Source organism: Brevibacterium pigmentatum (assembly GCF_011617465.1).
In the GTDB taxonomy this organism is placed as follows: Bacteria; Actinomycetota; Actinomycetes; order Actinomycetales; family Brevibacteriaceae; genus Brevibacterium; species Brevibacterium pigmentatum.
In genome coordinates, this window is the sequence record NZ_CP050153.1 from 2,355,376 (window position 1) to 2,372,587 (window position 17,212).

The window sequence follows — 17,212 nt, forward strand, 5'->3', positions numbered from 1 at the left end:
CGAGAGCTGAGAATTCCCTCCAATCATATGCCTGGATGAGGTCACCCTAACCATGAGTCCACTCACACCCTGCGGCAGCCACACAGACGACACATGGCACTGATGGGCACGGCCACCTCGGCGAGGTTCACCCAGACATTCCACCGCTGGTGCGGCTGATAAGGGCGGGCAGCCATTCGGTCATTCCGGGCACGGCAACCATGAGGATGAGGAAGACCACGACGACGGGCAGGAACCACAGCAGGGAGACGAAGATATCGCGGAGCGTGACCGTGACACCGAGGTTGACCTCGGAGTTCTTCGCGATCGAGTGGACGATGTAGGGGATGATGCCGACCGGCGGGGTGACCATGGCGAACTCGCCGAGGAGGACGACGAAGACCCCGAACCACAGCGGGCTCACGCCCATCGCCTCGAGGGTGGGCAGGAGGATCGGGATGGTCAGCAGCATCATCGACAGGGTGTCGAAGAACATGCCCATGACGATGTAGAGGACGATGAGGACGAGCAGGAATCCGATCCGCGAGAGCCCGAGGTCAGTGATGAGGCCGGTGAGGATGGGGGCGAGTCCGGTTATGGCGAGCAGGCTGGTGAGCATGGTCGCGCCGATCATGATGAAAAAGATCGCCGAGGTGGCCGCCACCGTATCCATGGCCGAATCCGCGATCTTCCGCCACGGTTGTTCCCCTCGCTTCTCCCAGAGGCAGAGGAGGAGTGAGCAGAGTGCGGCGGCGGCTCCTGCCTCGGTGGGGGTGAAGAGGCCGGAGAACATGCCGCCGAAGAGCACGACGAGGATGATCGCGAAGCCCCAGACGCCGGTCAGGGAGGTGAGGCGGTCGCGCCAGGTGGTCGTGGGGCGGGTGGTGTTGCCTGGGCTGTCCGTGGTGTTCGCTGGGTTCTGGGCGTTGTGGCCGCGGCCGACGAGCTTCGGTGCGATGACGCCGATGGCGAAGATGAAGGCGGCGAAGCACACGGCGAGCAGGATTCCGGGGACGGCTCCTGCCATGAGCGCGGGGCCGACGGGGACGGAGGCGATGCCGGCGTAGACGACCATGAGGATCGAGGGTGGGATGAGGTTGCCGGTCATGCCAGAGACCATGATCGTGCCGACGGCCATGCGGCGGTCGTAGCCGGCTTTGAGCATTTCGGGGATGCCTGCCCGGCCGAGAGCGTAAGTCATGCCGATGGTCGAGCCGGTGACCGCAGACAGTCCTGCCCCGGCAAAGGTGGTGCCGATGCCGATGCCGCCGGGCAGCCAGGAGAACCAGTGGTCGGCGACGCGGTAGACCTTGCCGGAGAGTCCAGATTGGGTGAGCAGCATGCCCATGAAGATGAACATGGGGAGCACGCTCATCGACCAGTCAGAGACGGCGCTGAATGGGGCGGTGGACAGGATGTTCATCGTCGCCGGGATGCCGGACACAGCGTAGACGCCGATGATCGACGGCACCGACAGCGAGATGGCCACCGGGACGGAGAGGAAGAGGAGGACGAGCATCATCCCGATGCACCAGGCTCCTCCGATGGCAGCGGAGGGGCTGGTGAAGAGGCCGATGAGGCAGACGGCGACGAGGCCGAACCCGATGGTCACGGCGAGTGTGCCGGGCCGTTCGCGGCGGGAGCCGTTCGGGAAGAGTGCCGTGGTGGGTTTCTGGGTGGTGGCGCCGGTGATGCTCGCTGTGTTGGAGTCTTCTGGCGGCAGGGGTGCGCCCTTGAGGTCGGTGTTCGCGTTCACTGCCCCTCCTCTGCCTCGGCGCGGCGGCGGAACATCGCGACGACGTCGAGGATGTAGAGGACGGCAAGGAGGACGAACACGACCGGGACGAGGTAGTACACGGGCCACGTGATGACGGCGGAGACGTCGGCGGTTGATCCGATCGCTGTGTTCTCCAGGGCTTTCATCAGTCCGAACCAGGCGAAGGCGATCGAGACAAGCGCACCGAGGATGCAGGCGAACACCGTGAACACTACGGCGGTGGCAGGCTTGGCCCGCTCGATGGCCATGGTCACGGTGATGTGTTCCTTCTGCAGCTGCGCGGCGGGAATGCCGAGCAGCGCAACGATCGGCAGGTACCAGTATTCGACGATCTCGTTGGTGCCGTAGAGCGGGGCGTGGAAGAGCGACCTGGCCAAGGCGTGGGTGACGATGTGGGACATCATCACGATGATCGCCGTAGCCGTGGTGACCGTCAGCCACCTGTCGAGGACCTTCGTGAACATCAGAAGCGCATCACCGTCTTTCCCTATGCAGCACGACGAAATACTCCTCGATAGTCGAGCCATCCATGATGATTATGGATTGTGCAGCAAGAAACTTTTGGGGTTTGAATATCACGATCACTCAATTAGTCCTCGCTGAAAAAGATTCATCCTGGACATACAATTACTCAACAATGTCCGCATTCGGACTGCAATTGGAGCTCTTCTCAGCGTCACCAGAGAAGGCAACGGCAGCGTCGAGCAATTCAACGTCAGTCACCGGTTGGAGATCCTTGGGCGAAAACGCACCGCTTAAGAACAGATACCCCCAAAGGTACAAGAACAGCGACAACACAATCCATGCGACGAAGATGCGAGACTGGTCTTCCGGAACGAAGGCCATTGCGGAGGCAAGCACCGCGATGCCTCCTCCGACTGCAATATTTCGTGCCCCCTTCAGCCAAAGCGTGATGTTTCGTCGGTCATGATGAGTCAGTCGAAAGACTTTCGTGCAGCTGAGGATGATCACCGATACAACAATGTAAGTCGACGCAATCATGAATCCGGCTTGCATGTACCTCAAGGTTCCAATAATTGCGAAATCAGCTGGATCAGGAACAAAAGGGAGCAATGCCGCGAACAAGAGGAGCAAACTAAGCGTCAATCCTTGCCCAAGTGCCTTTACGAACCGCGCCTTTCGATACTGCCAAATAGTCTGCACCCCTGCCCACAGATCTATCCTCCACCATTCACGCAAGCTCGCCCGAGACTGAACACTGCTTCTTCTTCTATCGGTACGGTGACACGATTCAACCGAATGTCTTTTGTAGCTGCGTGACTCGGGTCTCGGCAAGACGGTGGTCCTAATCAATCAAACGGAGGAAAGCGCTATCAGTCGCACTAGATATCCTCACCATCAGCGGGAACGGGTACTTTCTTCACCCAGGCTACTCTCACACAGGTCGCTAGGCAGCGCGCGCATCTTGACTGACCTCACCGGCCCGGAGTGCGTCGAGGAGGTCAACCACCTCGGCGGCGGTGGTGAGTCCGTCGGGGATCATCGCGGTGACGCGACGGGCGCCGGCTTCTTCTAGGGCGATCGGGTCGATTCCGGTGACCTGGGAGTATCGGCGGGCGCTGCGGGGCAGCAGGGCGACGCCGAGCCCGTTGGAGACCAGGGATTGGATGGCGCCGGGGTTGTCGGTGATGTGCCGGGTTCGGGGTTCGAAGCCGGCGGTGCGGCAGAGGCGTTCGGCGGTGGATCGGCACCGCACGCATCCCATGATCCACGGCAGTTCGGCAACATCGTTGAGGTGTTGGATCTGTCCGGCTCGGTTCCAGCGTTCGGGTACGAGCAGGTCGAGGTGGTCTGCGCTGAGGTCGACAGTCATATGTCCGGCCAGCTCAGGCGGGGCTTCGTCTTCGTGATGAAAGAGGAAAGCGATATCGATGGCACCGTCGTCGAGCATCCGCAGTGCTTCGGGCGGTTCGGCCTCGGAGACTTCGTAGGAGTGGTGAAGCGGTGAGTCAGCCTGTGTGCCCGCGTTTGCTTCCAGCCTGCCGAGTGCTGCGGCCAATGGGCCGATGACGAAGCTGGGGAATCCGGCGAGCCGGACATTGCGTCCGCCGAGGCCGAAGGCTTTCGCAAGGTCACTGCGCAATCCCGTCACCGAGGCGGCCACCTCGTTGGCGCGGATGCGAGCGAGTTGGCCGGCAGTGGTAAGCCGAATGCCGCGTGGGGTGCGATCGAAGAGGGTGACGTCGAGGTCTTTCTCGAGCGCATTCATGTGTTGGGACAGTGCTGGTTGGGACCAGCCGAGTTCGCGGGCTGCGGCACCGATGCTGCCGGATTCGGCGATGGCGCCGAAGATCAGGAGGCGTTTGGGCTCGCCGAGGTCGAGAGCCTGTTCGAAGACAGTAGACATAAGTCCAGCTTATGTCAGCGCAGAGGGAACTGGGTCTACCGGAGGTGGATGATGCGCACCACACTGGAAGTAATCGTCGTGACTTAAGTGCTGATTTGAGGAGTGGGAGTATGCGCAGGATCGGTCTGCTGGGTGGAATGAGCTGGCATTCGAGCATCGAGTACTACACGAAGATCAACGATGCCGTGGCCAAAAAGCTCGGCGGTCATCATTCCGCGCAGATCCTCCTCGACTCGTGCGACTTCGCGGACATCCGGGAGCTGCAGGAGGCCAACGATTGGGCAGGTAATGATGCATCCCTGACGGCGACGGCGCAGCGTTTAGTCGATGGCGGCGCCGAAGCTGTCGCGATTGCCACCAATCTCATGCATAAGTGCGCCCCGGCGATCGAGGCCTCAGTCGATGTGCCTCTCATTCACATGGTCGATTCGATCGCGACTAGGGCGAAGCGCCAGGGCTTTTCGACGCTGGCGGTTCTGGGCACCCGATGGACGATGCTCGAAGACTTCTACACAGGCCGGCTCGAAGCACAGGGCATCAAGACTCTGGTACCGGATGAGGCAACGTGCCTCGAGGTCGATCAGATCATCTGGGATGAACTCACCCAAGGGAAGTTCACCGATGCCTCCCGATCCCGCTACGTCGAAATCATGAACGACCTCAAGGCTCGTGGCGCTGACGCTGTGGCCCTGTCGTGCACGGAGATCGGCCTGCTAGTCCCACCGGAGACCGCTCCCCCTACCGGCCCTCGACTCGGTCGATGCTCATGTTGCCGCAATCGTCGAGTGGATAATGGCGGACGAGCCTGTAACCATTCGGCATTGAACATCGGAGACTGCGACGATCGGAACGGTAATCGCCACGAGCCAAAACGCATCCGGTCAAGTACGGTGCGCCTTCAAATGGAGTGTCCGACGCTACCCCGCCGGCCGGCTTCGGCCGCCCTGACCTGACCGCCTTCGCGTCTTATCCCAATCGACTCTGATCGGGCCTGCTGATCCTCTCGACGAGAACGCAGCGACATCAAAGCCACCCAACCCCGACCGTCCGGGAAGCCGGGACACGTCACATGGCCTGTGCTGCGGGCGTGTCGAGTGGGTCGTCCAGGGGCGACGCAGGAGCGGCTACGCGACGTGCTGAGAGGTGGTTCCAGTCGAGCACTAGCACACCGGCTACAGGCATGGCGCAGGTCAGGAACGGCGTCGCTCCCTACGCAGGAGGGAGCGCAGAGTCTCGGCGTTCGCGTAGCCGACCCGTAGCGCGATCTCGGCGGAGGTGAGGTCCGTGGTTGCTGAGAGGTGCCGAGCTCGTTCGATGCGAAGCCGTTGGACGAAGCCGAGCGGAGTGAGGTTGAGCGCCGCACGGACTCGTCGTTCGAGGGTGCGCCGGCTGGTGCCGAGCGACTGCGCGACGAAGGCGACGTTGAACGGTTCGTCCAGGCGGGCGCGCACGAAGCGTTCGAACTCGACGACGATCGGGTCCTCGTGCCGGAGATGTTCGTAGGCGACGAAGGCCGCCTGCGACGGGCGCTCGTCGATGATGAGGAGCTTGGCGACGTGTTGGGCCAGGTCGGGGCTGATCGATCGCACGAGTGAGAGCGCGAGGTCGATGTGGGCGAACGCGGCGCCGGCGGTGACGAGGTTCCCGTCGACCACGACCATGGTGTCGAGATCGAGGGCGACGGTCGGATAGCGCTTCAGGAACTCCGGCCCCAGGAACCAGCTGGTCGTCGCCCGCCGATGATGCATCCGTCCGGTCTCGGCGACAGCGAACACGCCGGTGCACGCCGCGGCGATCCGGGTGGTCGCCTCGTCGAGGCGCCCGAGCGAGGCGATGACCGAACGAGCATCTCGGCTCTGGAGGGCGTCGTTGGTAGCGGCGGCCGTAAGGGTTCCAAGCGCAGGGACGACGACCACGTCGAACTCTGCGGACTCCGACAGCGGGTGGTCCACCGACAGGGTCATCGATGCCGTCGTGGTCACTCGCCGTTTCGGTCCGAGGATGGCGAGTTCGATCGGGTCGATCCGCGGGTCGACATCGCCGCGGGCTCCGTCGGCCACCCGCACGATGTCGATGATCGACGCGATAGCCGAACCGAAGCAGCCGTCGATCGCGATCAGTCCGATACGCATGACGTAAACAATAGCAATACTGCCGTATACGCCACTACCCACCGGCCCTCGCTCGTCATACGCTGAACTCGTCACACGAAGAATCACAACTTCAAGGAGAGTCCCTCATGTCAACACCCGCATCACTTCCGTATGCCTTCGTCGCCAAGATCGTCGCGGCCGATGGACAGCACGACGCGGTCGCCGATCTGCTCGCCGGCGCTGTCGCACTCGCCAACGAAGAAGTAGGAACGATTGTCTGGTTCGCGGTCAGGACCCACGCCGACACCTTCTGGATCTTCGATGCATTCCCCGACGAGGCCGCTCGCGACGCCCACGCCAACGGCCCCATCGTCGCAGCCCTGATGGCCAACCAGCACCTCCTCAGCGCAGCACCCGAGATCCTGGCGGCCGACGTCCTCGCGTCCAAGCTCCCGTAGTCCGCCAACGCACGAGACGATCGCGCCCCGCCGAGCCGTCGCCAGGTCGCGACCCAACGCCATGCTGCGTTGCCGAGCGGTGCGAGGCCTATCGGCACACGGACAGGATGGCGACCGCGAGCGCTCAGCCGGCGAGGGGTCCGTCGCAGAGGAGAGCGACGTCGGTGTCGGGCAGAGCCGTGAGGCCAGCGCATCGCTCGACCACCAGAACCGAACAGCCCCTGCCCTGCGTTTCCGCAGGGCAGGGGCTGTTCGCCGGAGCCGCCTGTCGGAATCACCCCGGTCCGCGATGGCGCCGGCCCAGCAAGGCTGCTGGACATGGTCGAGGGCCGGTCGAAGGCGGCGTTCAAGACCTAGCTCGCCGACCGCGACGACGCTTTCCGTGACGCGGTCGAGGTGGTCGCGATGGACGGCTTCACCGGGTTCAAGACCGCCGCTGCAGAGGAGATCCCGGACGCGGTCACGGTGATGGATCCCTTCCACGTCGTGCGCCAGGCCGGTGACGCCCTCGACAGGTGCCGTCGCCGGGTCCAACTCGCGATCCACGGGCACCGTGGGATCAGGGACGACACGCTCTACAAGTCGCGGCGCACGCTGCACACCGGCACGGACCTGCTCACCGACAAGCAGAGCGACAGGCTACGCGCGCTGTTCGTTGATGACGCTTACGTCGAGGTCGAGGCGACCTGGGGTGTCTACCAGCGCATGATCGCCGCCTATCGCCACGAGGACCGGCAACGTGGCCGCGAGCTCATGGAGAAGCTGATCACCGACCTCAGCGCCGGCGTCCCCAAGGTGCTCACCGACCTCAACACCCTGGACCGGCCCCTGAAGAAGCGAGCCGCTGACGTGCTCGCCTACTTCGAACGACCCGGCACCAGCAACGGGCCGACCGAGGCGGTCAACGGACGGCTCGAACACCTGCGCGGCTCCGCACTCGGGTTCCGCAACCTGACCAACTACATCGCCCGGAGCCTTCACAAGCCCGGAGCGACCCTAATCGTTTCCAACCATTCACGCCAACGGCCGAGCCGGACCGCATCCGCATGGGGCCCGCCTCTATGCCTAGCCCAAATCTGATTCGGCTCTTCGCCGCGCTGCACGCTGTCGTGAAGGTCACGCCCATCAACGAGTTCGCTCACTCGCCGAATCCCGTGGAGCGCGTTGACGAGCCATGCTTCGTGCTCGATAAGCTCCTCGGGCCGCACTCGCCGCAACTCGATCGGAACCGACCGAGCGCGAGCCTCCTCGAGGATCACCGCCGAGGTGACTCCCGGCAGTGCGCCTAACTCCGGGTCCTGTGCACAGAGCGTCTCTTCATCCCACCACAGCAGGCTCGTCGTCGCTCCCTCGATGACGTACCCGTCCCCATTGATAAGCAATACCTCGTCACAGCTGTACTGCTCACCGGAGTCCTCCCGCACACGCTCAAGCAATGCGATGTCCGGGCCTTTCCGATTCGGAGTGATTCGCGGGTCGGAATATGGCGGGATGAGAACCTTCAACTCCTGCGTCCGAGTCGGTGCTGGTCGCAACCGGAATGCCAACTCACGTTTGGCGTCAGGAGAAACGTCGAGGACATCTGCGCGCGGGAACCACTCCCCCTTCGCCGGGATCTTCTCGACCACTGCCGCCCAAAAATCGTCGGTGATCGCATCACCCATCCCCACCTGCGCAGCAGCATCACCGAACCGTGTCCGATGGAGGTCGAACGCTCGTACCCGCCCGTCTTCAACAAGCCACGAATCGGCGGCCATCAGCTTCGATGAGCTGATGTCCGTCGTAGGCTCCTCGAAACGGTGATCCTGTTGATTCCACAGCCACACGTTCATCGCTCAACTCCACCCGAGTATTCGGCCACAGCGGTATCGGTCGGTCCGGCCTCCTCGGCGGGGATCATGGTGTGGACGTCAACATCGCCTATCTGCTCAGTCGAATGGATATGTGTCCTCAGTTCGGACGGGTCGTTCGCATGAACGACAACCTCGCCGGGGAACTCCACTCCACCGAGCAACCTCAGCACCGGAGCCGCCTTCGCCACTGTCTCCTCGTACTCCTCCTCGGAATCCGAGAGCGCAACGATCGCTCCGCCGACCCCGTAACTCAGAGTCTCACCCTGAACGACGAGCGTGCGGATGACGACGCTGAGATCGACGGCACCGCCGAGCGAGAAATACCCGACTGCTCCGCTGTACACCCCGCGCGGGCCGGCCTCGAGCTCTTCGATGGTCGTCATCGTCCGAAGCTTCGGCGCCCCAGTCATCGACCCTGGTGGGAACGCCGCCCGCACACACGCCACCGGGCTAGCATCCTCGGCCAAGCGTGAACTGACCGTCGAGACCATCTGATGCACCGTCGCATACGACTCGATCCCGAACAACGTGTCCACCTGCACCGATCCCAGCTCGGCCGTGCGCCCGAGGTCGTGCCGGACGAGATCGACGATCATGAGATTTTCCGACCGATCCTTCACCGAGGCGGCCAGCTCAGCCTTGATCGCCTCGTCCTCTGCCTGGTTCGCTCCCCTGGGCCGAGTACCCTTGATCGGCTTCGACTCCACCCGGCCGTCTGCGCCAATCCGCAGAAACCGCTCAGGTGAGGTGCTGAGAATCACCGCCTCTCGCGTGCGGATGAACGCCCCAAACGGCGTCGGATTGTCCTCACGCAGCCGCAGGTACATCTCCAGTGGTGACGCATGCGGATCGACGGCGCATTCGAGCATGTTCGTCAGGCAGACTTCGTAGGTCTCGCCATCGGTGATCTTCTCTTGCACTTGATCGATGAGGTCGAGGTATTCTTGCTGGCTGTGGCGTGCCTCGAGGATTGGATTGCGACGTTCCGCTGGGGTTGAGGTGTCTGCCTTCGACGAGGTGGCCCGCCTTTGGCCATCGTCGCTGACTTTGTCAGTTGAGATCGACGCGATCCGTGTGCGTGTGTAGTCGAGCCAGTCCTGATTAGCTGCGTGGCCAGTCGGGTCGTCGTCATGACGCAGTGCCAGAAGGTGAATGCTCTTGGTGACGTGGTCGATGACCAGTGCGCGATCGAGGAACATCATGACGGCGTCAGGCAGGTCGGATTCGCGCTGGTTCGGCGAGCCGACCTCGGCCTTGAGCTCGTAGCCGAGATAACCGACCCACCCAAGGCGGAAATCGAATGGCAGATCGTGGCTTAAGGCGCTCAAGCCGGGAAAAGTGGATTTGATGCCTTGCGCTTCTGTTCTTTCGCCGGTCACCGCAACGGTCGCGCTTGCGAGTTCGGCTTCGAGCCAGTCAAAGAATCCGGACGACTCAGTCACATTCTCTGACTCGTCACCGGCCGAACGCACTTCGACTACCCCTTCCGGCACAGAGCCAGTCGCTACTCTGCTCAGCGGACCGGACGGCGCACCCATGATCGAGAACCGGGACGAGTCATTGCCAGGTAAATTCCCGTCGAGCCAAACGGCCTCAGATTCGTCACCGAAGAGCTCGGCGAAGAGACGTTCGTCAGTGAATGTCTGAGGGAGAACATCGGTGTCGAGAATGTAGTGGTGCCGATCGTCAGCAGGGTGGGGAGTCGCTTCGGACCGATTGAGCGCTGCGCACGTCCCTGCAAGGAGGTCAGATTTCGAGACAATCTCCTCGCCATCCCACGCCTCATTGACCGAACCGTCATCCTGATGCTCAGTCCCCCGGTTCCATGCCACAGAAAGCTCGGCGAATTTCCGCAGCAGGGTCCGAGCCTGATCGGACGCGATCGATTCCGGATGGAACTGGACTCCCCATTGTGGCCTGGACCGATGCCGGAGCGCTTGGATGACTCCGTCTTCGGACCACGCTGTTGCCTCCAAACAATCGGGCAAGTCGGTCACTGCGAGGGAGTGGTACCGCACCGCCGAAAACGGCGAGGGGATCCCGGCGAACAGCTCGGTCTCGGTATGCCGGATCGCCGAGACCCGACCGTGTCTAGGCTCCGGAGAGTGCACCACGGCTCCCCCGTGCACATGAGCGATCCCCTGATGACCGAGACACACGCCGAGCACCGGGATCGGGGAATGTTCGATCACCTCGGCGCAGATGCCAAAGTCTGCCGATCTTTCTGGTGTTCCTGGCCCAGGCGAGATGACAACATTGTCGAATTCGTCGAGCACGCTCATCTCGAACTCAGCCCAGTCATTGGGCACAAGCGTCGGACCGCACTCGTTCACCTCGGCGAGGAGGTGGAAGAGATTGAGCGTGAACGAATCCGCATTGTCGATGAGCAACGTACGAACCACAAGGGCCTCCTCGACAGAAACTGATCGCCATTGCGACAACTCAAAATTGGACTCAGGCTCGAACAATCGATGCGAATATTGACCTCAGTCTGGTTAATCGATTTCGACCAGCGTTCTGGTTCCCAGCCCCGAGGCGCAAATCGCTTAAGTCATTCTCTGAGTACGGACGATAACGGGTCAATTCGAGCGTTGCATGCTCGACCAGGCACCGAGCCTGCCGAACAACATGCCCATCTGATTTTTCGTAATACTGCTAAACATTCAATAGGGATCGGTGCCGCACTTGTGCGGCACCGATCCCTATTGGATTGCGCGTCGGGCAAAATGTGGTCTAGTCGACGCGTGTTGAACTACTTGACTTTGACGAATACCTTGTCGGCAAACATGTCAGGGCTCACTGCGAGCACGCCTGACTCAGCGTCCTCGCTCGGTATCTTGATAGCGATGGACCCCTCCGTGGACGCGCCTTTGTAAAGCGTCTCGGCCTCGTCTAGCGCATTCGGCGCTATCACCAGGTCGTCGAGACCGTCGAAGGTGTTTCCACCTGCCGATACGTATTCAACGGTCGACATCGGCATTGACCCGCCCGGCTCGTCGCCCTGATAAGTCAACTTGACGTCGATCACCATGTACTGGTTCCCCGACTCCGGCTTCTCATTGAACTCGTCAGCAGCGAGAACCTCGTCAGTGGCGTCCAGCGTCACATCGGTGATCGTCATATCCCACTCATCGGAGCTGATCTTGGTGCCGATTGCATAGGGGTTTTCCCTAGTGCCTTCTTCGGCCGAGTCATCTCCTTCTTCGACTACCGCGTTGTCAGCTTCCTGCGCAGGCGCTTCGGCGGAGACATCATCGCTGAATGCTTCGTCGAACGATGATGCCACTACAAAAAAGAACACGAGGATTCCGACAATAGTTCCAACCACCGAAATGATCAGAGCAGCAATAGAGAATCCCTTCTTGCCTTTCAAAAAGAAGGAAATGATCGAAAGCAAGAAAGCAATCGGAAGGAGGATCCATCCGACAATGAGCGCGCCTGGAATACAGGCAAAGATGAAACCGATCAACGCAAGAACAAAAGCGATGATGCCCATCACATTCTTGCCGCGCTTTCGCCTGGTCTGGTCGGTCGCGGGACCCTGACCACTACCATTGCCATAGGCGTAGGTTCCACCCTGATGTGGGTAGGCAGGCTCAAATGCAGCGCCCGACGGCTGGGCGTACTGGGGTGGCTGCTGCGCAGGAACGCTGTGCTGCTCCGGCCGGTTTTCTGGGGATGGGTTCTGGCTCATGTCACCTCGACACTAGAAGGTTGAAACTAGAACTAGAATAGGCGACGCCCGCGGCGGTAAATACCAAATCGCATACCACTACTCCGATGGTTATGCAAACGTTACAAACGCACTACAGGCAAGACAGCAAAACTTCCATAATTTTGCACGCGGTGCATGTACTCGTGATTTAAGCTAACGCGAAGGCGTGAGTTTCTACTGTGGTGGCTTTTCTGCCGCAACCGATCCTTACCGGTTTGGAACGGCAATTCCTCAGCCAAGCACCAATCGTCGGGTCTTGTCTGCGAGCTCGGCCGCCTCGGCGAGCAGCGATTCCTCCGTATCCGCACCGGCGCGGACATACCGCCCGGTGAACGCATCCAGCGTTCCCGACGCCAGAGCCAAGGCGAGATCCGTGACCTGCTCGGGTGAGGTCCAGTCGTCGCCCTGACGGAAATCGTGGACAGGCATCGACTTCGTCATGGTCGTCTCGACGACGCCGGGGGCCATCTCGAAGATGCGTAGCCCCTTGTCATGTCCGAAGTGAACGACGGAATCAGCAATACGGAACAGTGCTGCCTTCGACGCCGAGTACACGGCATACGCGGGAGTCCCGTGCGCTCCCGACCCCGAGTTGAGGTCAATGATCCGGCTGGGACGTCCGGTCGCCTCAGCGCCCGCCATCAGCACCGGTGCAAAGACGTTGACCATGAGCGCGACGCCGAGCACATTCGCGTCGACGACGCCCTTGAGGCTCTCCGGATCCGCGTCCCACAGTGACCCCTCGGTCGACTCGATGCGCCCGGCATTATTGATGAGCACCTGCAGACGCTTCCCCGTCGATTTCTCGAGTTCAGCGACAGAGTCACGCAGCTGTTTCACCGCGGTGACGTCATCGGTGCGCAGACCGACACCGGTCACCGTTCCCCCGGTCGCCTCAGCGATCTCATCAGCAGCAGACTCTGCCTTTTCCGCCGAGGTGGCCGTCACGATCACGTCGTAGCCGGCCTTTGCGAACGCCTCCGAGAGGTGGCGTCCGATTCCGCGGGCACCGCCGGTGATGAGGGCGATCGTCTCTGATGGGACCGCAGTCGCTTCTGTTGCAGAATCGCCGGCAGGCAGGTTCGTTCCGTAAGGCAGCTTCTCGGTCATGTCAGATCTCCTCGTGAGCGATGGGGGTACAGGTGGTCGGTGGTGCTTACTGTCTGGGTGCGCTCTGCCGCGATGCTCGGAGCGAATACAACAGAACCCGGTCGAACCACTGTAACGGTCGACCGGGCTCTGTGACGCACTGTTCTCAGCTGCGGACTTCAGCGCCGTGACGCTCGGCAGCCAACTTCGTCGCCGCCTCGCGCATCGCCGAGGCCTCATCGGCCTTGAGCGTGCGATCCGGGGCACGGAACGTCAGGCGGAACGCCAGCGACTTCTTGCCCTCGGGCAACTGGTCGCCGGTGTAGAGGTCGAAAGTCTCGAGCAGTTCGAGCTCCTCCCCCGCACCTTCGCGCAACGTCGCCGCCAGAGTCTGCGTCGGCAGTTCGGCATCGACGATGAGGGCGACATCCTGACGCGACACCGGGTAGGTCGACAGCGCACCGTCCCAGGCACGCAGATCCTCTTGAGCCAGTAATGCGTCAAGATCGATCTCGAATCCGACGGTCCGTGCCGGCAGGCCAAGGTTCTCGCACACCTTCGGGTGCAGCTCACCGGCGTGGCCAAGAGTCTGCCCATCGGCGAGGACAAACTTCGCCGCACGGCCCGGATGCCACGGGGCGATCTGGTCGGCCTCGACGGTGATCTCGAGGCCGTTGACCGCAGCGATACGGCGGACGGTGTCGATGACGTCGGCGGCCTCGGCCTTGCGCCCCTTGCCCCAGACGCCGGGCAGCTCCACATTGCCGGCGATGATGCCCGCATAGTGGTAGGGCTGGGCCGGCACCGAGGCGTAGATCGCCTCGAGCTCGTCATCGCTCGGGTGGTATCCCGGCAGGTGACGCGGTCCGGGACCCTCAGGCAGACCCGCCGAGGTGGACACCAGTCCCGCCTCGAAGAGCGCAACGTCCTTCGCTCCACGGCCCTGGTTGCGAACCACGAGGTCGACGAGAGTCGAGAGCAGGTTGGTGCGCATGAGCGGCAGGTCTTCGGACATCGGGTTGGCCAGGCGCACGTGCTTGCGACGCACATCATCGGCCTCGAGCCGCAGCTGATCGTCCCGTTTGTCGTTCGTGAACGGGTAGGACAGCACCTCGGTAAACCCGTCGGCAGCCAACAGGTTAGAGATCCGGCGACGCGTCTTCTGCGCCACCGTCAGTCCGTTGCCGGCCCGAGCGGCGGGCTGGACGGACGGGATGCGGTCGTAGCCGCCGGTGCGAGCGACTTCCTCGATGAGGTCGACGTCGTCGGTGATGTCCGTGCGCCAGCTGGGCACGGTCACCGACACCGTCTCATCGTCCTTGGCCGACACGGTCGCGCCGATGCCCTCGAGCAGGGCAGTCACCTCGGCGACGGTGTAATCGACACCGACCAGCGAGGCGACACGAGCGACCTTGAAGTCGAGCACCGTCGGCTCAGGAGCCTGCCCTACCTGTGTGGTGGCGGGGCTGAGCGTTCCGCCGCCGAGTTCGACGAGCAGATCCGCGCACCGACGCGCGGCCACAGGCCCGAGCCTCGGGTCGACTCCACGTTCGAAGCGACGCGAGGCCTCCGAGGACAGCTTGTGGCGACGCGAGGTGCGAGCAATCGAGATCGGGTCGAAGTGAGCGGCCTCGATGACGATGTCGGTGGTCCCAGCATGAACCTCGACATCGGCTCCGCCCATGACTCCGGCCAGGCCGATGACCTTCCCACCCTGGCTGTCTGCACCGCGGTCGGTGATGAGCAGATCCTCGGGGTCAAGCTTGCGCTCGACATCATCGAGGGTCGTGAACTTCTCACCGGCGGTGGCGCGGCGGACGACGATCTCGTCGCCGAGCAGCGCGGTGTCGTAGGCGTGCAGCGGCTGTCCGAGTTCGAGCATGACGTAGTTCGTCACGTCGACGGTCAGGCTGATCGGACGCATCCCCGCCTGCTGCAGGCGACGCTGCATCCAGAACGGGGTCTTGGCGGCAGGGTTCAGGCCGGTGACCTGAAGGGCGGTGAACTGGTCACAGCCGGCCACCTCGTTGATGGGGTTGTTGTCCTCGACCGATACCGGGAATCCGTCGTCGGTGGCCGCATTGGTGGGAGCCACCTCGGCGGATCCGATGTCGGTGAAAGTCTGACCCTTCATCTGCGCATATTCGCGTCCGATGCCGCGCATCGACAGCTGGTAGCCGCGGTCGGGGGTGACGTTGACGTCGAGGGTGACCTGGTCGAGGCCGAGCAGCGCGATCGCGTCATCGCCGGGCTCACCGGTCAGCCCAAGATCCGACAAAACGATGATGCCGGAGTGATCCTCGCCGAGTCCGAGCTCCTTGGCCGAGCAGATCATGCCATCGGACTTGTGACCGTAGGTCTTCCGGGCGGCGATCTTGAAGTCACCGGGCAGGACGGCTCCGGGCAGGCAGGCGACGATGAGGTCGCCAGGCACGAAGTTGTGCGCACCGCAGATGATGCCGCGGCTCGGGCGCTCCTCGCCGGGCTGCGGGTCCTTCGGATCGTCGAGATCCTCGTTGTGTTCGGGGCCGACGTCGACGCGGCACCAGTTGACGGTCTTGCCGTTCGAGTGCTCTTCTTTGACGAGTTCGAGCACGCGGCCGACGACGAGGGGCCCGGTGATCTCGGGACCGAAGAAGTCCTCTTCCTCGAGTCCGATGGACGCGAATCCGGCGGCGAGGGCATGGGGATCGGTCTCGGCTGGGAGATCGACATAGTCGGCCAGCCAGTTCAGTGGGACGCGCATATCAAGCCTTCATTCCGAAACGGGCCGAGAAGCGCACATCGCCTTCGACCATGTCGTGCATATCGTTGATTCCCTCGCGCAGCATCAGGGTGCGTTCGATGCCCATGCCGAACGCGAAGCCCTGGTAGACCTCGGGGTCGATGCCGGCGGCGCGCAGCACATTGGGGTGGACCATGCCGCAGCCGCCCCACTCGATCCAGCCGGGTCCGCCGACCTTGTTGGGGAACCAGAAGTCCATCTCCGCGCTGGGTTCGGTGAACGGAAAGAAGCTCGGGCGCAGACGGGTCTTCGACTCAGGCCCGAACATCTCGCGGGCGAAGCCGTCGAGGGTGCCCTGCAGGTTGGCCATGGTCAGGCCCTTGTCGATGGCGATGCCTTCGATCTGGTGGAACACCGGGGTGTGCGTGGCATCGAGCTCATCGGTGCGGAAGGTCTTGCCGGGGCACACGACGTACAGCGGCACACCTCGTTGCAGCAGGGAACGCGACTGCACCGGTGAGGTGTGGGTGCGCAGGACGAGGCCGGCCTCGGGTGGGTCGACGAAGAACGTGTCCTGCATCTGGCGGGCCGGATGGTCGGGTCCGAAGTTGAGCGCATCGAAGTTCAGCCACTCGGATTCGATCTCGGGGCCTTCGGCGACCTCCCAGCCGAGGCCGACGAAGTAGTCCGCTGCCTGTTCCTGGATGAGGCTCAGCGGGTGGCGAGCGCCGAGGCGGCGACGATCGGTGGGCAGGGTGACGTCGATGGCCTCTTCGATGAGCACGGCCGCATCGCGTTCGGCTTCGAGTTCGTTAAGGCGTGCGTCGTGGGCCTGCTTGACCTGTCCCCTGGACTTGCCGACGATCTTGCCGGCGGCGGCCTTATCGGCCTTGTCGAGTGAGCCGATGGCTCGGTTGGCGAGCGCCAGCGGGGCTTTGTCGCCGGTGTGGTCGATCTTCGCCTGCTTGAGCTCGTCGAGAGTCGTCGCATCCGCGAAAGCCTTGAGTGCCGCGTCGACGGCCTGCTTCACGGCCGACTCGTCCAAGGGGTCGAGTTGGTCTGTCATCAATGTCCTTTTGTCCGTACTTGCCCGCAGCTGAGGGGACGTCGTTTTTCTTCGTCAGCCAGTCTATCGTCTCCCCCGGCAGGGCCCTG

Annotated in this window: 13 protein-coding genes and 1 pseudogene; 3 read left to right on the forward strand and 11 right to left on the reverse strand. The window is 62.6% G+C overall.

The window, feature by feature from the left end; translation table 11 throughout:
• Positions 1–127: 127 nt before the first annotated feature.
• The 4 genes from GUY30_RS10600 to GUY30_RS10615 form a co-directional block, all read right to left on the reverse strand.
• Complete coding sequence (locus tag GUY30_RS10600) at positions 128–1,735, reverse strand: TRAP transporter large permease (RefSeq protein WP_167197165.1); 1,608 nt, start codon at positions 1,733–1,735, stop codon at positions 128–130.
• Positions 1,732–2,220 (reverse strand): TRAP transporter small permease, encoded by a 489-nt coding sequence (locus GUY30_RS10605; RefSeq protein ID WP_228281251.1) that lies wholly within the window; start codon positions 2,218–2,220, stop codon positions 1,732–1,734. The genes GUY30_RS10600 and GUY30_RS10605 overlap by 4 nt, the downstream gene beginning before the upstream one ends.
• Positions 2,221–2,383: 163 nt before the next feature.
• The gene (locus GUY30_RS10610; RefSeq protein ID WP_167197171.1) at positions 2,384–2,851 is read right to left on the reverse strand and encodes a hypothetical protein; all 468 of its coding nucleotides are present in this window, start codon (positions 2,849–2,851) and stop codon (positions 2,384–2,386) included.
• 313 nt (positions 2,852–3,164) lie between these two features.
• The gene (locus tag GUY30_RS10615; RefSeq protein WP_167197174.1) at positions 3,165–4,124 is read right to left on the reverse strand and encodes a LysR family transcriptional regulator; all 960 of its coding nucleotides are present in this window, start codon (positions 4,122–4,124) and stop codon (positions 3,165–3,167) included.
• A 137-nt stretch (positions 4,125–4,261) separates the two neighbouring features.
• On the opposite strand from GUY30_RS10615, the gene GUY30_RS10620 reads away from it, so the two are divergent.
• Positions 4,262–5,077: an aspartate/glutamate racemase family protein gene (locus tag GUY30_RS10620; RefSeq protein ID WP_266096025.1), complete on the forward strand. Its 816-nt coding sequence runs from the start codon at positions 4,262–4,264 to the stop codon at positions 5,075–5,077.
• 237 nt (positions 5,078–5,314) lie between these two features.
• Here GUY30_RS10620 and GUY30_RS10625 read toward each other — a convergent pair whose 3' ends face one another.
• Positions 5,315–6,256, reverse strand: coding sequence for a GlxA family transcriptional regulator (locus tag GUY30_RS10625; RefSeq protein ID WP_062244175.1), 942 nt, complete (start codon positions 6,254–6,256; stop codon positions 5,315–5,317).
• Positions 6,257–6,363: 107 nt separating this feature from the next.
• Between GUY30_RS10625 and GUY30_RS10630 the strand changes: the two genes are divergently transcribed.
• Positions 6,364–6,675, forward strand: coding sequence for a putative quinol monooxygenase (locus GUY30_RS10630; protein WP_167197177.1), 312 nt, complete (start codon positions 6,364–6,366; stop codon positions 6,673–6,675).
• Positions 6,676–6,942: 267 nt separating this feature from the next.
• Positions 6,943–7,755: pseudogene (locus GUY30_RS10635) on the forward strand (ISL3 family transposase); the annotation flags it as partial.
• Here the strand turns inward: GUY30_RS10635 and GUY30_RS10640 are convergent.
• From GUY30_RS10640 to pheS, 6 genes are all read right to left on the reverse strand, one after another.
• Positions 7,653–8,507, reverse strand: a complete 855-nt coding sequence (locus GUY30_RS10640; protein ID WP_167197180.1) for an aminotransferase class IV — start codon at positions 8,505–8,507, stop codon at positions 7,653–7,655. The pseudogene GUY30_RS10635 and the gene GUY30_RS10640 overlap by 103 nt on opposite strands.
• A complete protein-coding gene (gene pabB / locus GUY30_RS10645; RefSeq protein ID WP_167197183.1) occupies positions 8,504–10,930 on the reverse strand; it encodes an aminodeoxychorismate synthase component I in 2,427 nt (808 codons plus the stop codon). Before pabB ends, GUY30_RS10640 begins: the two co-directional genes overlap by 4 nt.
• Before the next feature lie 350 nt (positions 10,931–11,280).
• On the reverse strand, positions 11,281–12,222 hold the full coding sequence (locus GUY30_RS10650) for a YybS family protein (RefSeq protein WP_228281252.1): 942 nt from the start codon (positions 12,220–12,222) through the stop codon (positions 11,281–11,283).
• 252 nt (positions 12,223–12,474) lie between these two features.
• Positions 12,475–13,353, reverse strand: coding sequence for an SDR family NAD(P)-dependent oxidoreductase (locus GUY30_RS10655; RefSeq protein WP_167197186.1), 879 nt, complete (start codon positions 13,351–13,353; stop codon positions 12,475–12,477).
• A gap of 145 nt (positions 13,354–13,498) precedes the next feature.
• On the reverse strand, positions 13,499–16,078 hold the full coding sequence (gene pheT / locus GUY30_RS10660) for a phenylalanine--tRNA ligase subunit beta (protein WP_167197189.1): 2,580 nt from the start codon (positions 16,076–16,078) through the stop codon (positions 13,499–13,501).
• A 1-nt stretch (position 16,079) separates the two neighbouring features.
• Complete coding sequence (pheS, locus tag GUY30_RS10665; RefSeq protein WP_167197192.1) at positions 16,080–17,123, reverse strand: phenylalanine--tRNA ligase subunit alpha; 1,044 nt, start codon at positions 17,121–17,123, stop codon at positions 16,080–16,082.
• Positions 17,124–17,212: the final 89 nt, after the last annotated feature.

Coding starts and splice junctions, on each gene's coding strand:
- GUY30_RS10615 (WP_167197174.1), bottom strand. CDS start 4,124: ATGTCTACTGTCTTCGAACAGGCTCTCGACCTCGGCGAGCCCAAACGC.
- pheT (WP_167197189.1), bottom strand. CDS start 16,078: ATGCGCGTCCCACTGAACTGGCTGGCCGACTATGTCGATCTCCCAGCC.
- GUY30_RS10625 (WP_062244175.1), bottom strand. CDS start 6,256: ATGCGTATCGGACTGATCGCGATCGACGGCTGCTTCGGTTCGGCTATC.
- GUY30_RS10620 (WP_266096025.1), top strand. CDS start 4,262: ATGAGCTGGCATTCGAGCATCGAGTACTACACGAAGATCAACGATGCC.
- GUY30_RS10605 (WP_228281251.1), bottom strand. CDS start 2,220: ATGTTCACGAAGGTCCTCGACAGGTGGCTGACGGTCACCACGGCTACG.
- pheS (WP_167197192.1), bottom strand. CDS start 17,123: ATGACAGACCAACTCGACCCCTTGGACGAGTCGGCCGTGAAGCAGGCC.
- GUY30_RS10650 (WP_228281252.1), bottom strand. CDS start 12,222: ATGAGCCAGAACCCATCCCCAGAAAACCGGCCGGAGCAGCACAGCGTT.
- GUY30_RS10630 (WP_167197177.1), top strand. CDS start 6,364: ATGTCAACACCCGCATCACTTCCGTATGCCTTCGTCGCCAAGATCGTC.
- GUY30_RS10640 (WP_167197180.1), bottom strand. CDS start 8,507: ATGAACGTGTGGCTGTGGAATCAACAGGATCACCGTTTCGAGGAGCCT.
- GUY30_RS10655 (WP_167197186.1), bottom strand. CDS start 13,353: ATGACCGAGAAGCTGCCTTACGGAACGAACCTGCCTGCCGGCGATTCT.